General features: G+C 57.5%; 10 protein-coding genes, 1 tRNA gene and 1 pseudogene. 7 read left to right on the forward strand and 5 right to left on the reverse strand.

What is annotated here, in order from left to right:
- Nucleotides 1-15 precede the first annotated feature (15 nt).
- Nucleotides 16-645, forward strand: a complete 630-nt coding sequence (locus tag ASB66_RS09330) for a LysE family translocator (protein ID WP_060719247.1) — start codon at nt 16-18, stop codon at nt 643-645.
- On the forward strand, nt 642-1,313 hold the full coding sequence (gene thrH / locus ASB66_RS09335; RefSeq protein WP_060719046.1) for a bifunctional phosphoserine phosphatase/homoserine phosphotransferase ThrH: 672 nt from the start codon (nt 642-644) through the stop codon (nt 1,311-1,313). Before ASB66_RS09330 ends, thrH begins: the two co-directional genes overlap by 4 nt.
- Nucleotides 1,314-1,410: 97 nt before the next feature.
- Here the strand turns inward: thrH and ASB66_RS09340 are convergent, their stop codons facing one another.
- The 3 genes from ASB66_RS09340 to ASB66_RS09350 form a co-directional block, all read right to left on the reverse strand.
- On the reverse strand, nt 1,411-2,799 hold the full coding sequence (locus ASB66_RS09340; RefSeq protein WP_060719045.1) for an HlyD family type I secretion periplasmic adaptor subunit: 1,389 nt from the start codon (nt 2,797-2,799) through the stop codon (nt 1,411-1,413).
- A 10-nt stretch (nt 2,800-2,809) separates the two neighbouring features.
- On the reverse strand, nt 2,810-4,606 hold the full coding sequence (locus tag ASB66_RS09345) for a type I secretion system permease/ATPase (RefSeq protein WP_060719044.1): 1,797 nt from the start codon (nt 4,604-4,606) through the stop codon (nt 2,810-2,812).
- Between the two features lie 423 nt (nt 4,607-5,029).
- Nucleotides 5,030-5,106: transfer RNA gene (locus ASB66_RS09350), tRNA-Pro, on the reverse strand.
- 359 nt (nt 5,107-5,465) lie between these two features.
- Between ASB66_RS09350 and ASB66_RS09355 the strand changes: the two genes are divergently transcribed.
- The 5 genes from ASB66_RS09355 to cysN all read left to right on the forward strand — a co-directional run bounded on the left by ASB66_RS09355 (nt 5,466) and on the right by cysN (nt 12,032).
- The gene (locus ASB66_RS09355; protein WP_060719043.1) at nt 5,466-5,882 is read left to right on the forward strand and encodes a hypothetical protein; all 417 of its coding nucleotides are present in this window, start codon (nt 5,466-5,468) and stop codon (nt 5,880-5,882) included.
- 421 nt (nt 5,883-6,303) lie between these two features.
- A complete protein-coding gene (locus ASB66_RS09360; protein ID WP_060719042.1) occupies nt 6,304-8,274 on the forward strand; it encodes a methyl-accepting chemotaxis protein in 1,971 nt (656 codons plus the stop codon).
- Nucleotides 8,275-8,628: 354 nt separating this feature from the next.
- The gene (locus ASB66_RS09365; protein WP_060719041.1) at nt 8,629-9,378 is read left to right on the forward strand and encodes a phosphoadenylyl-sulfate reductase; all 750 of its coding nucleotides are present in this window, start codon (nt 8,629-8,631) and stop codon (nt 9,376-9,378) included.
- Between the two features lie 157 nt (nt 9,379-9,535).
- On the forward strand, nt 9,536-10,492 hold the full coding sequence (cysD, locus tag ASB66_RS09370; protein WP_060719040.1) for a sulfate adenylyltransferase subunit CysD: 957 nt from the start codon (nt 9,536-9,538) through the stop codon (nt 10,490-10,492).
- 1 nt (nt 10,493) lies between these two features.
- Nucleotides 10,494-12,032 carry a sulfate adenylyltransferase subunit CysN gene (cysN, locus tag ASB66_RS09375; RefSeq protein ID WP_081089117.1) on the forward strand — a complete coding sequence of 513 codons (1,539 nt, stop codon included), beginning with the start codon at nt 10,494-10,496 and terminating at the stop codon, nt 12,030-12,032.
- Between the two features lie 171 nt (nt 12,033-12,203).
- On the opposite strand, the pseudogene ASB66_RS09380 reads toward cysN, so the two are convergent.
- Both ASB66_RS09380 and ASB66_RS09390 read right to left on the reverse strand, forming a co-directional pair.
- A pseudogene (locus ASB66_RS09380) lies at nt 12,204-13,194 on the reverse strand (carbon-nitrogen hydrolase family protein).
- Nucleotides 13,195-13,560: 366 nt separating this feature from the next.
- Nucleotides 13,561-14,607 carry a LacI family DNA-binding transcriptional regulator gene (locus ASB66_RS09390; protein WP_060719039.1) on the reverse strand — a complete coding sequence of 349 codons (1,047 nt, stop codon included), beginning with the start codon at nt 14,605-14,607 and terminating at the stop codon, nt 13,561-13,563.
- Nucleotides 14,608-15,327 lie beyond the last annotated feature (720 nt).

The following is a 15,327-nucleotide window of genomic DNA, read 5'->3' on the forward strand; positions in this document are numbered from 1 at the left end:
GGAGCCCACATATTTATGGAACAAATACTTCTGATTGCTTCGATAACCTGGCTGGCCGTTCTCAGCCCCGGCGCGGATTTTGCCATGGTGTCGCGCAATAGTTTTCTCTATGGCCGCAAATCCGGGCTGGCGGCCTCGATGGGCATTGCCATCGCCTGCTGGTTTCATGTGATCTATGCCATGTTCGGCATTGCGATCATCCAGCATATTTTCCCCAATATTCTGGATATCATCAAATTCGTCGGCGCGGCCTATCTGGTCTATGCGGGCCTGGCCACGGCCTTCAGCAAGATACGCGATATCGAAGGCAGTCTGGTTCCCAGCGACAGATCCATGGGCCGGGAAATGATGACCGGTATTCTGACCAATGGTCTCAATCCGAAGACGTCGATTTTCGTGATCAGTCTCTACACGCAATTCATTGGCAAGGACACGCCGCTGTCTCACCAATTGCTTTGGGGCCTGTTCATCTCCCTGTCGCATTTGCTGTGGTTCGCATCCGTTTCGACCTTTCTGTCCAACCCGGCCATTCGAACCGTCGTGCTGCGTCGCCAGCGCCTGTTCAATATCCTGATCGGGGTCGTGCTCGCCTCGCTGGGGGCCATTCTCTTCACCGCGGGCACCTTGGGGAGTGGCGCGCAATGACCGCATCCATCTGTTCCTTCATCGATCTCGAAGGCGTGCTCGCGCCGGAAATGTGGCCGCATCTCGCCAAATCATTCGGTATTCCCGAACTCCAGGCGACCACGCGGGAAATTCCCGATTACCGTCAATTGCTGGACCAGCGGATCAAGCACCTGTCCGATCACCACGTGACCCTGGCCGAAATATGCGCCAGTGTGGCGGAACTCGATCTGTTCAATGGGGCGGTGGAATTCCTCGCCGCGCTCAAGCTGCGCGGGCGGGTGGTGATCGTCTCGGACTCTTTTAGCCCGATGAATCGGCATTTTATCGAACAGATCGCTGCCGATCAGGTCCTCTGTCACAATTTTCAGACCAATGACGAGGATATCGTCACCGGCTTCGACTTCTGGAATGGACTGGCCGGTAAACATCTCTGTTTCGACGCCGTCGATACCGAGGGGAGCGCCCATTTTGCAATGGGCGACGCTTTGAACGACATTTCAATGATCCGTGCGGCGACCTACGGGGTGCTGTTTCAACCCTCGATGGCGACGCTGCTGGCCGCGCCGGATCTGCGGGCTACATCATCCTATAGCGAAGTCCTCGATGTCCTCGATGAAGCCATTTATATCAATAGCAGATCGGCCTCAAAGAGGGCCACGACTTTCCTCGGAAGTGCATTCGGCTGACGGCGTATACGGCCACACGTAAAGCTAGAGTTTTCCTTGCAGCACCCTGCGTTTTATAAAACGCAGGGTGCTGTAACATTTTACATATGCATCAGCATTACCGCTCCCGGAAGGCCTTGTTGAAATAACTGGCCAGCGGTTTGGTGAGGTAGGTGAAGGGTGAGCGTTCTGTGGTCTGGATAAAGGTTTCAACCGGCATCCCCGGCAGGACCTGGACATCGCCCAGCCGAGCAATTTCCTGTTCATCAGGTCTGATTTTCGCCTTATAGAAGCTGTTGCCGGTTTTTTCATCGTTGAACACGTCGGCGGAGACCTCGATCACTGTACCGTGGATATCCGGCGTCTGGCGGCGATCAAAGGCGGCAAACACCAGATCGGCCTTCTGGCCGACATGCACCTGATCGATTTCATTGGGCGGCAAATTGGTGGTGATCACCAGCCCGACATTCTGCGGGATGATATAGAGGATCGGTTCTGCTGCTTTGACCACGGTGCGCAAGGCATGCACGGTCAGGCCGAACACCACGCCGCCGGTCGGCGCGGTCACTTCGGTGCGGCCAAGGGTTTCCAGGGAAGAGACTCGTTTCTGACGCAATTCGGCAATCTGCGCTTCGGCATTGCGCAGATCGGTAATCGATTGTTCGCGTAGCTCGCCACTGACGTTCAGAATAGCAATTTCGATCTCGGCGATCTTGGCGCGGCTTTCGGCAATGCTGGCCATGGACGAGGCGATCTCGCCATCTGCCTCGACCTCGGACCGTTGCAGCGTCATGACCTTGCTGGTCTGGGTCAGGCCGTCGCGCAGCAATTTCTGCTGCACGGCCAGTTCCTCGCTGATCAATTGCCTTTGCTGGCGCAGCGCATTGAGCTTGGCGTTCAGGCCCTCGATTTGCTGGGCGGTCTGGTGCTTGCGCTCCTGCAATTGCCCGACCTGTTTGTCACGGTTTTCCTGTCGCGCCTGCAACAGATTACGCTGGCCTTCGACAATCTCGCGTACATGGCTGTCGGTCTTTGCCCGTTCGACAAGTTCGGGATCGAAGCTGATCTCGCTCTTCCCATCCTGTTCCGCGGTCAGCCGCCCGGCATTGCCAAGCAGCGAAAACAACTGGTTTTCAATGATCGTCAGCTCGGATTGGTCGAGCTTTTCATCCATCCTGAGCAGAACCTGGCCGGGCTGGACGACATCGCCCTCCTTGACCAGCAAGTCCTGCACAATGCCACCGGCCTGATGCTGCACCACCTGACGGTTGGTTTCGACCTCCACCGTGCCGCTGCCGACCACGGCGCCCTTGATGGTGGTCAGTGTGCTCCAGGCGCCCAGCCCCAACACCAAGACCGCCAGCGCGCCATAGCCAAGCGCCGTGTGACCGCGGGCCTGCCAGACGCGGCTTTCCGGGCTGGACGACAACCGCTTTGCCGAGGGAGATGAGGGCATATTGGCCGGGGAAGAGGAGGCTGGCGTCAATGTCGGGGAAAACAGGCTCATCGTCGCTCTCCTATGGCTTGCGTGGGGCGCCGGGTACGAAACCGGTCATGGTGGTTTCCTGTTTGGTATTCCCCCATGTGGTATTGGTCTTCGCGCCAACGACTTGCTGGGCATTGCGCAGATGGGCGCGCAGCACCTCGTCGCGCGGGCCAAAAGCGGTGCGGGTGCCATGGTCCATGATCAGCACAAGGTCGCATTCCTCAATCGCCGCCGGGCGATGCGCCATGATGACGGCAGCGCCGCCACTGGCCTTGAGGGCGCGGATCGCCATGTTCAGTGCCATTGAGCCTTCGGCATCCAGATTGGAATTCGGCTCGTCCAGAATGAGTAGGACCGGATCGCCGTAGAGCGCGCGGGCAAGGCCGATGCGCTGCTTCTGCCCACCGGAAAGTCGCTGGCCCGTCGCGGGTAGGGGGGTGTCGTATCCCTGTGGCAGTTTCAGGATCATCTCATGGGCCGCAGCCTTGCGGGCGGCGGCAATTACCTTGTCCGGGTCGGGATCGGCGGTGAGGCGGGCGATGTTTTCGGCAATGGTCCCTTCAAACAGCACCACGTCCTGCGGCAGGTAGCCGACATGGTCGGCCAGCCCGTCCGGGCCATATTGGTCCAGAGCGGCACCGTCCAGCCGGACCTTTCCTGCCATCGGCTGCCAGACACCGGTCAGCAGCCGGGCAAGGGTCGATTTGCCGGAACCGCTGGGGCCGATCACGCCCAGCGCATGGCCGGGGCCAAGCTCGAAACTCATCATCCGCAGTGTCGCCACGCTTTCGCCGGGCGGCACGGCAGTAACCTGCTGGACCTGCAACAGCGCACGAGGCCTCGGTAGCGTGGTGCGGGTGTCTTCTTCGGGGATCTGCTCCAGCAGGGTCGAGAGATTGCGCCAGCCTTCCTGCGCCCGCTGCATCAATCCCCATTGGGAAATAGCCGTCTCAATCGGTGCCAGCGCCCGGCCGATCAGGATCGATCCTGCTATCATCGCGCCAGCCTTGATTTCGCCGCGCAGCACCAGCCAGGCGCCCAGCGCCAGAATGGCCGATTGCAGGAAGATCCGGAAAGTTTTGGACACGGCGGTGTAAAAGCCATTGGCATCCGAATAGGCAATGCTGGCGGCGAGCGCCGTATGGCGCGTCGTTTGCCAGCGCGTTGCCGCACTCTTGCGCATGCCAAGGGCCTTCACCGTTTCAGCGTCTCGGGCCAGCGCCATGGTCATCTCGTCGCTGATCCGGCTGGCATCCGCAGCTTTTGCCTGGATGCGCTTCGTCCCGCGCTGGTTCAGCAGCGTCAGCGCGATCAGCACCAGCCCGCCCGCCAGCGCCAGATAGCCCATCCATGGATGGAAAACGAAGATCACGAACAGGAATACCGGCGTCCAGGGAATATCGAAAACCGCAAAAATGGCCGAGGACGCCAGCATTTTTTGCAGGGCGTCCAGATCGCGCATGCCGCGTGGACCGGCAACACCCTTCGATGCCAGTGCGGATCGATCGAGCAGGGCGCGAAATACCCTGATGTCGAATTCGCTCTGGAGCCGTGCCCCGATCCGGGCGGCGATGCGTGAACGGACATGATCGAGAATGCCCATGATCGCATAGAGCAGAATGACCAACAGAAACAGGACCAGAAGCGTCGCCTCCGAGCGCGCCGCCAGCACCCGGTCATAGACCTGAAGCATGAACAAGGGTCCGGTCAGGACCAGAAGGTTGACGAAGAAACTGAACAGGGCAATGGACAGGAAACCCGCCTTGCTGCGCGCCAGCGCCGCCCGCAACTCCTCGACGCCGCCGCGCGTTGCCTGATACCGGCTCATGAATAGTTCTTGATCATTGAAAACCCCTGGATCGGAGCCCGACAGAACAGCCACCCCTGGCTGAGACCTGTCCGGCCTCTGTGCCACGCCCTTAAATGGGAGTGGTTTTTAGAAATAATGCAGAAAAAACAAATTATTATGACGACAGTTGGTAAACCTTCCCGAGGTCACAGTCTGCAACTCAGCCTTTTATGTCTTTATGACAATCTTCTCGTTAAGGTACAATTCCCTCCGTCATGCAGGATCTAAAAAAATCTCTCAATATTATGATTTTTTGGCTAGTCCCAGATACAGGAACTTCAGGCCCTTGACTGCGCAGCCCGTTAAAAACGGCCATGAAATGGCGTCGTATAGCATGATACGACAAGGAGCAGGGGCTTTCAATATTGAGGAAGAAACAGCCTTCGGGAAAAGCCTTTGACCTGGTCGGAGTGGAGTGATTCGAACACTCGACCCCCACGTCCCGAACGTGGTGCGCTACCAGACTGCGCTACACTCCGTGACCAGTGGCGCCCGTATAAACCAGGGTTTCACAATAGACAAGCGGGTGGCTTCAAAAAAATCATGGCTTTTCAACAGGGGTGAGAATGCTGCACGTAGAGGGTGCCGTGTGCCTCGAATGGTTGCGGAAAAATAGAGTTAATATATTGTATTTAAATAATAATATTATTTTTTGCCAATGTCGGTTCGCCGTATTTCACTGATGCCGTTTTGAAACAAGTTGACGTGAGCGACAAACTTGGTGATTTCCAATTTAAGGTTTTGGGGATAAAGGCGAAAGACAAAGTGGCACAGGTGTGGCCGGGGCAGGGCTCTGCCAGGCCGGGCTGCTTGAAGCGGGTTACCAAGGGACAGAATTATGAATTTTCGGATCATGCTGACGGCTGGCCTGGCGCTGGCGCTGGCTGGATGTACAACGACATCGGGTGTCATACCTGTACAGAAGAAAAACCTGGTGGAAGAGCGCTGGGTCGGCCAGCCGGCGGGCGCCTTCTTTGCCAAGTTCGGACCACCGATCAACGACGAACAGGCTGGCGGTGCCACCGTCTATAGCTGGCGCGGTGGCTTCAGGACCCGCTCGGTCGCTCCGACCTATGCGCAAACACCCGATGGCAAGCGCGGCAAGGTTACCAAGGCCGGGCGCACCGAATATCTGCGCTGCGAAGTGCGCGTTACGGTGTCTCCGGATTATGTCATCCGTGCGATCAAGCCGGTCATTGACAGGCCCGTCGAAAGCGGCAAGACCTGGTGCGAAGAGTTTCTGGGCGGCGCATAATGTCGAGATCCGCGTGATGAGAGGCCGTGAAAACGTCAGGTGACGGTGCATGGTTTTCGAAAACGCGTAAAGGGCACGAAGATTGATCAAGGCGAGGTTGCCAGGCGACCTCGCCTTTTTTGTTCTGTGCCTCGTTCAGAGATTTATGCTTTCACGCGCAGACCTGTTTGTCGGATATTTCCAAGGCCTGGGTGCGGGCGGAGCTTTTCGGTCGCGGTATGATCTCGCCCTTCGAATTTACCTAACCTATTTTAGGGAAATATTAAATCTTAATTGTGCTATATGAAATCTATCGTAAAAATACCCATGATGGGTGGCCTGTCGCACTCTTGCCAAGCCAAGAAAGCAGCGTCAGGTTCGTGAGAGCTTGCCTCTCCCTCTGTTCCTTCCCCACCCCATCCGTTTTAAGAGGCGAGGCATAATGTCTTTTTTGGCCAATGCGAGCATTCGCACGAAAATTTTGTCGCTGATCGTTCCGGTCTGCGTAATCAGTATCGGTGGCCTGGGCTATATGGCCAGCAGTTATAAATCGACGGATACGAAGTATTCCGACTTCATGACGACGGATACCGTTGCGGCAAGCCAGATGTTCCGCGCCACGACCTCGCTTGTGGCAATGGGATATGGCGCTTACCAGATGATCTCCTATGATGCCGGGTCGGTCGATGTCGCAAGCGTCAGTGCGGCTTATACGGACGCGATTGCGACCGTCTTTAAGCGCCTGGAGACGGCTAAGACGCTGACGCCGGAGTTGAGCGGAGATATCGATAGATTTGCCAGCCGCGCCCGCGACATTCAGGCTCTGACCGACCAGGCGGTTCAACTCGTTGCTGATGGAAAGCGTCCAGAAGCAAGACTTGTGCTGCTCAAGGCGGATCCGTTGATTGCCAAATGGCGGGATGACTTGCGTGATTGGAACAATGCGAATTCCGTCGCTCTTCTCAAGAAAAGCGATGATCTCACCGATCAGACCAATTCGACGATCCTGACCTCGCTGTCGGTTCTTGGCGGTGTCATGCTGATGGCCGTTCTTTTGGCGCTGTTCGTGACTTCGCGTGGCATCATCGGTCCGATCGACAAGCTTCGCAGCCGGATGATAGCGCTGGCAAACGGCGAAACGCAGCAGGATGTGCCCGGCCTGGCGCGCAAGGATGAGGTTGGTCAGATGGCCGCCGCTGTCGGCGTGTTCCGCGACAATGCCGTCGAGCGCGTCCGTCTGGAGCAGGAAACCGCGGCCAATCGCAGCCTCTCGGAAAAAGAGCGGTTGGAGCGCGAAGAGCAAAAGGCCAGGGAAGCGGCGGATATCCAATTCGCGGTCGACAATCTGGCAAACGGTCTTTCGCATCTGTCCGATGGCGATGTCTCCTATCGTATCGGCCAACCTTTCGTCGCCCATCTGGATGGCGTGCGCGCCAGCTTCAACAGCTCGGCTGAAAAATTGCAGGAAGCGCTGACCCATGTTGCTCAGAATGCCCGGGCAATCGATGCGGGCGCCAATGAAATAAAGTCGGCAGCCGATGATCTGGCCAAGCGCACCGAGCAGCAGGCGGCCTCCGTCGAGGAAACCGCGGCGGCTCTCGAGCAGATCACCACCACGGTGAAGGATTCGACCCGCCGTGCCCAGGAAGCGGGAACCCTGGTTTCGCGCACCAAGGCTGGAGCAGAGCAATCCGGTGAGGTGGTGCGCCGCGCCGTGATCGCCATGGAACAGATCGAAAAGTCATCGGCTGAGATTTCCAACATCATCAGCGTCATCGATGAAATCGCCTTCCAGACCAATCTTCTGGCGCTGAATGCCGGTGTCGAGGCGGCGCGCGCCGGTGAAGCAGGCAAGGGCTTTGCAGTCGTTGCCCAGGAAGTGCGCGAGCTTGCCCAGCGTTCCGCCAATGCGGCAAAGGACATCAAGGCGCTGATCACCACCTCCAACAGCCAGGTCCAGTCCGGTGTGCAGCTGGTGGGCGAAACCGGCACGGCACTGGAAGCCATGGTGGCCGAAGTGCAGGAAATTAACCGGCATGTCAGCGCTATCGTCGAGGCGGCCCACGAACAGTCTTCCGGCCTCCAGCAGATCAATACCGCTGTGAACCAGATGGACCAGGATACCCAGAAGAACGCGGCAATGGTGGAGGAATCCACGGCTGCAAGCCACGGCCTGGCAAGAGAAGTCGCCTCGCTGAACCAGCTTCTGTCGCAATTCAAGCTGTCTGGCGGCGGGCAAAGTGGGTTCAATGCTGGATCGACCTATGCCGCGCCAGCTCGTGCCGCTCATCCGGCACAGGCGCCGGTGGCTTCGCCCGCCCGCGCGCTTGGCCGCAAGATCGCCAGTGCCTTTTCCGGCAAATCGTCAGCACCGGCTGCTGCTGCTGCCGATCAGTCCTGGGAAGAGTTCTGAGGCTGGTCCACTAGCTGCAACGCTCAAAGGGGACACCCCTTGTAATCAAGGATATTACGCCGGAAAGCCTTGCTTTCCGGCGTTTTCGTTTGGAATGAACCGGATGTATAGCCACAAGAGCACGGGGGCTGATAGGGCCGAGGCGGCAGGAATTGCGCCATATCTTTGGCTTTGAGTGATATTTGCTCCGCATTGGCGGCAGCATAAAAGGCAATTCCTGTCTTTTGGCGATAAAAACATCGATACTTGGTCAGATGACAGGCTTATGCCGGGCGCAGCCAGTTTATGCCAAGCGCAGCCACTGGGAGTGGGCCTTGGTCGGACATTGAGTAGGCCCGCTAGGAAGTAGAACGAATGACATCGCAATCCAATCTTCAGGCCGTTGCCACCCTGGACGCGGCTCTCGCTGATCTTGATTTCACCGCACGCCTGCGTCTTGTACAGGAGCTTGGCGGTCGGTCGGTGTTCACCACGAGCCTCGGTCTTGAGGATCAGGTGATTACGGCGGCCATCGGTCTTGCCGGTCTCTCCATCGAAGTTGCAACCTTGCAGACCGGTCGCCTGTTCAAGGAAACCCTCGATCTGATTGCCGAAACCGAAGAGCGGTTCGGCATTTCGATCACGCAATATGCGCCCGACCAGGACGATATCGACGCCTATGCGGCAAAATATGGCTTGAATGGCTTTTACGAAAGTGTCGAAGCGCGCCATGCCTGCTGTCATGTGCGCAAGCTTGTTCCTCTGGCGCGGGCGCTGCAAGGCGCTTCTGTCTGGGTTACGGGCCTGCGCCGCAGCCAGTCCGGCAATCGCGCCGCCACGCCGTTCGCTGAATATGACGCGGAGCGCAACCTGATCAAGGTCAACCCGCTGGCCGATTGGTCGCTGGATGATATCAATGCCTATGTGGAGAGCGAGGCGGTGCCGATCAATCCGCTGCATGGGCGCGGCTATCCCTCGATTGGCTGTGAACCCTGCACCCGCGCGATCAAGCCGGGCGAGCCTGAACGGGCTGGCCGCTGGTGGTGGGAAAACGACGAGAAGCGCGAATGCGGCCTGCATGTGCCGGACGCGGCCATCCCATCGCTGAATTCCAGTTCCCTTTAATCAGCCGTTTCTGGGCTTTTGGCGAGGATTTTCCCGTTCAAGACTAGCCAAGACCCGTCATCGGCAACTAGGAATATGTTTTATGTCCGTACAGAGCCTGCCCCCGCAGCCGTCATCGCAGCCCGCATCTGGGCCGCACGCATCTGGAAATCAAGTCATGCATCTGCACCAGTCCGAGTTTGATCCGCATTCGAAGGAGGTCGTGGCCCGTGCGCCGCTCGATCCGCATTTGAAGGCGCTGGAAAACGAGGCAATCCATATTTTCCGTGAAGTGGCCGGCGAGTTCGACAATCCGGTGATGCTCTATTCGATCGGCAAGGATTCGTCCGTGCTGCTGCATCTGGCGCGCAAGGCCTTCTATCCGGGCCGGGTGCCATTTCCGCTGCTGCATATCGATACCGGCTGGAAGTTCAAGGAAATGATCGCCTTCCGCGATGAAATGGCGAAGCGTTATGATCTGGATCTGGTCGTCCATACCAATCCGCGTGGCAAGACCGAAGGCGTTACGCCTTTTTCCCACGGTTCGGCGCTCTATACCGACATCATGAAAACCGAGGCGCTGCGCCAAGCGCTGGACGCTGGCAAATATGATGCTGCCTTTGGCGGTGCGCGTCGCGATGAAGAGGCCTCGCGGGCCAAGGAGCGGATCTATTCCTTCCGCACGCCCGACCATAAATGGGACCCGCGCAACCAGCGCCCGGAACTGTGGAATGTCTATAACGGCATGATCCGCCGGGGTGAAAGCGTGCGGGCCTTCCCGCTGTCCAATTGGACGGAGGTTGATATCTGGCGCTATATTCAGGCTGAAAACATTCCGCTGGTGCCGCTGTATTTTGCCGAAAAGCGCCCTTATATCGAGCGTGATGGCATGATGATCTTGGCCGAAGACGAGCGGCTGGAACTGCTGCCGGGCGAACAGGTGCAGCATGGCTCGATCCGTTTCCGCACACTGGGCTGCTTCCCGCTGACCGGCGCGCTCCGGTCTGAAGCCCGGACCCTGGATGAAGTGATTGCCGAACTGGAAATTGCGACCGTCTCCGAGCGTCAGGGTCGCGCTATCGACCGTGACCAGTCCGGATCGATGGAAAAGAAGAAACGCGAAGGATATTTCTGAGATGACCGCAAGCGCCACCGCACTCGCCGCCAACCTGGCGTCCACATCGGATTTTTTCTCCAAAGACTCGTCGCAGGGGCTTTCCTTGGCAAATGTAGTCCCTCAGTCCGAGGCCGCCTATAGCGGCCGCGATTCCCGCCCCTTGCGTCTCATCACCTGTGGTTCGGTCGATGACGGCAAATCGACGCTGATCGGCCGGTTGCTGTGGGATACCAAGGCTGTCAAGGAAGACCAGGCCGCAACACTTCGCCGCGATAGCGGCAAGCAGAACGATCTTGGCCTGCCGGATTTCGCCCTGCTGCTCGACGGTCTTCAGGCGGAACGCGAACAGGGCATCACCATCGATGTCGCCTATCGTTATTTCGCCACCGACAAGCGCTCCTTCATCGTCGCCGACACCCCCGGCCACGAGCAATATACCCGCAACATGGCAACCGGCGCCTCGACTGCCGATCTCGCGGTGCTTCTGGTCGATGCCCGCGCCGGTATTCTGGAACAGACCCGTCGCCATGCGACGATTGCCTCGCTAATGGGCATCAAGCAATTCGTGCTGGCCGTCAACAAGATCGACTTGACCAATTATGACAAGGCAGGTTTTGACGCCATCGTCAACGAGTTCAAGGAGATCGCCCTGACGCTCGGCGTGCGCCAGACCACCGCCATTCCGATGTCGGCGCTGAAGGGCGAAAATGTCGTCTATTCCGGCAAGGAGCCAATGCCGTGGTATGACGGCCCGACGCTGGTGGAAGCACTGGAACGCGCCACCTCGCGCTCGGCGCAATCGACGGGCTTCCGCCTGCCGGTGCAGCGCGTGTCGCGTCCGGGTGAAAGCTTTCGCGGCTACCAGGGGACGGTGGCCGGTGGTGCGGTCAAGCCTGGCGACAGCGTTGCCATCCTGCCTTCGGGCGCCATTGCCAATGTCAAGCAGATCGTCACCTTCGACCTGGTGCGCAATGCGGCTGTGGCTGGCGATGCCATTACCCTGGTGCTTGACCGGCAGGTGGATGTGTCGCGCGGCGACATGATTGTCTCGCTCGATGCTGAGCCACAGGTTGGCCTTGCGTTTGATGCGCAGCTCGTCGCCTTGCAGCCGGATGGCATTCTGCCCAACAAGCGCTATTGGCTAAAAAGCGGCTCGCGCCGCCAGCGCGTCCAGGTCAAGCCGGTTCAGCAACTGGATCTGAAAAACGGCAAATGGGGTCCGGCGGAAAGCCTGGCCATGAACGCCATCGGCAAGGTGCATCTGGCCTTCGACGAAAAGGCGGTGTTTGACCCTTACGAGCAGAACCGCTCGACCGGCGCCTTCATCCTGATCGACCCCGACACCAACAACACGGTGGCTGGCGGCATGATCACTGCCAAGCGCTCGGATGTCGATGGCCTGAACACCGGCGAAGCCCGCGTCCTTCTCTCGCTCCCCGCCGATCTCGCCGACCAGCTCATGGCCACCGAACTGCTTGCCGCCCGCCGCGACGAAGTGGAACTGCGCCGCGTGACGACCGCCAAGGCGCGGGACTTGCTGGACGGGATTGAGGGGTAATTTTCATCGGCTGTATTGGCCGGTGAGCCGATGAATTGAAGCCGTCATGCGTTGAAACGCATGACGGCTTTTGTTTTTGGTTCGAGACTTTCATCGACCGTGACGTAAAATCATGATTTCGCGATATGAATATGTGATCGGGTCTGAAGGTCGGCCCCGATCATTCATTCCCTAAAATAGGTTTCTACTATCACTTCTCGGGTCACCTTCTATGTGAAGAGGTGTATAAAGGCCGCTGCGAGCCTTTCTTCGCCACGGTCGTGCAAGACTTTCCGGATTCGTTTTGATGTCCGCGACAGCGATAGCGGGTAAACCGTTTGTCGGGCACTGCACGGCCCATAGCCCGTCCGGCGAAGCTATACCTGAGGGAACGGCCGTGCTCTGAGGCGCAAGGGTAGAATAGCTCACCCAATAAGTATTGCTTGCGGCATGTCCCAAAACTTCAGCGCCAAATGCTAGAGCACCAGATGGGCTGTCTCCTGCTGTCGAGAATAGGACGCAATCAACATCGAGCTTCTCATATTCGATGAATATCTCGGGATAGTGCGCTTCCATGCCGATCGCGCAGCCGAAACGGAGACCATCCACTTCGAAAGTCACGGGGAGCTTTCCCGGTGAGTACATAAAGGAGATTTTGGTATTCGATAGCAGGCGCTCATCGTAGCGCGTCACCAGTTCACCGTGATCGGAGACGACATAAAGGCTGTTATGTGGCCGGTGCGGTAACGTCAGTTGATGCACGGAACCGAAAACCGTCCAAAGTTTTAGCTGTTTCGCACATCTTTGAATCGCTTCCAGTTCTTTGCGCAAAACGCTCCATTCGAAGCGGGTCCAATCGGAGGGGCCGATTTCTTTCGGTCCGATTTCGGACATGATCCGCTTGTTAGGCCAGCAAGTGGCGCCTTCCGGGAAGTGTATAAGGCGAGCGCCTGCTTTATGGGCCTCTCCCATGAGGCTGCGTATTTCCGCCCCTCTGGCATGAAGCGCCGCAATGTCACGTGGATCGCTACACAACGATGTTTGCGCTACAGCAAGCCGCACTGACCGGGATAATGGATTCGTCCGGTGGTTGGCGGACATGTTGAAGAGCTGCGGTGTAAGATTCGCCGGTTTTGGCTGCACGAGCACGTACACGGCGTTTAAAATTTCCGTTTTGCGTCATTGGTCAGGCCTTTCACGTCGCGGACGCAGTTCCCCAGCAACCCGCCCGAAACGGATCGGACCAAGACAATGACCTGAGACAGAAGTCCCTTTGCCTCCGTTCAAGACCGTGCTGGGGAAGGTCTGGGAGGTTAGGCGCAGGCCACGCCAAAGCAAGACTGCCGACCATGTGTCGATTCGTCAAGCTGTGGCAAATTTTCCAATTGAAAACCAAACAGAACGGCCACGTGATCTCGTGGCAGCAGCGTGACGTCAATCGGCCGCCCGACCCCGTTCTATAGATAACGGCGGTCGCGTTCGGGGTCTGTCTACAGGTTTTGGGCTGATATTCAAGCCCCGGCTGACGGCTGGTGAGCCGCCGTATCGTTCATGGTTTGGGACGGCGGGTGGAGCCTCGGACGATCAGTTCGAAACCGAGATCCGTCGTGTGTTTCTGGCGACTTTTGTCCTGGGAGCGGATGATCATGTCGGTGGCGCGGTAGCCGAGCTGATAGAGCGGGGTGCGTACCGTGGTCAGGCCAGGCACGGTGTGGGCGCAATAATCGAGGTCGGTGAAGCTGCAGAGTCCGAGCTGGTCGGGGATACCGATACCGCGCCGCTGGCATTCAAACAGCAGGCCAAGTGCCAGGTCGTCGTGACAACACAAGATGGCATCGACATCGGGGTCGGCGGCAAACAGCGCATCGAGCGTTTTGCCCGCGGACCCGATGGGATCGCTGGCATCCACACTGATTTCCAGATCAGGGTTATAAAGCCCCGCTTCCTTAAGCCGGTTGCGATAGCTCTCCAGCCTCATCCGGACCGGAATATCCGTGCCGGTCGCGCAAAAGCCGATCCGGCGATAGCCCACATCCAGCAAATGCCGGATGGCGACATCGGCTGCGGCAGCATTGTTGATGCCGATGGCCATATCGACAGGCGGATAGCTGATATCGATAAACTGCACGACAGGGCAGGGTGCCTCATGCAGCATTTCCGTCACCCGTGGATCGACCTGCACACCGCCGATAATGATACCATTCGGCTTCTGGGCGAAAAACTGTCTGAGCTGGTAAAGCTCTTCATCGGGGTCGTAGCGCGTATTGACATATTGGATGCGTAGGCCCGTACCCCGTGCCCTATCCTCAATGCCCTTCATGACCCTGGGGAAAATATTGGTGCCGAGCAGCGAGGACAGGACGCCGATTGTATTGCTGTTTCGGCTGGCCAAGGCCCGCGCGGCGTAGTCGGGCACATAGCCAAGCTCTTCGACAATTTTCAAAATCGTTTCGCGCAGTCCCGGAGAGACTTTTTCCGGCTTGTTCAGCGCCCTTGAAATTGTAATCGGGCTAACGCCGACTTTCTCCGCAACTTCGTTCAATGTCAGGCGATTGCCCGACGTCCTGATTTTCTTCCCCACTCTGCCCCCGGTCATTTGCTTGCCCACTCATTTGCCAGCACTGCGGATATTCACTTGGCTGAACGATCCGTCTATCGGGATCGGCAAGGATCATGCAGGCCGTTATCGCCGACTGTGCCCTCCGCTTTTGATTTCCTATCGGAAATCATTGAAAACGAGCCCTGATGGTTACTTTGAAGATGTCTCAAGTCGTTGATAAAGCTGGACACCTATGAGCCCAAGGCTTTTATGTCGGTTCATGTCATGCACCCCTCCCAAGGCTCTCCCCACCGGTTTTGTCCGAAATATAATCCGAAGGCAATATTTGTGCATTCTAATAAGCCTTGAGAACAGGACAACCTGAACTTAAGAGTAAAGCAACTGAAAATTGCTGAATTTCTGGTCCTTTACATCAAAGGTGTGGATATGGCAGTCAGAAAAGATCGACAGGCTAGCCTGATCGTACCGCTTCTTCATTGCATGGTTGCTCGGTTCCTGTTGGCGCCACGGATGAAATTATACAATAGAAATAAGCTATTGTAGCGGCTCTTCATGGAACATATATGCCGCAAGTCCTGGCAAGGCGCCTTGCGTTTTATCAAGTGGGCAAGGATGTTTTGCGACATGGTTCCTGAAATCGATTCCGACCGAGGGATTTATGCGGTAAGGGGTGAGGGAGACTACGGTTTCCGGCTGCAAGGCTGTAGATGCATTGAAAGCTGGCACCGTCCGGTCATCGAATGGGGCTTTTGATGC

The organism is Gillisella vitis (assembly GCF_001541345.2).
Lineage (GTDB): Bacteria > Pseudomonadota > Alphaproteobacteria > Rhizobiales > Rhizobiaceae > Allorhizobium > Allorhizobium vitis.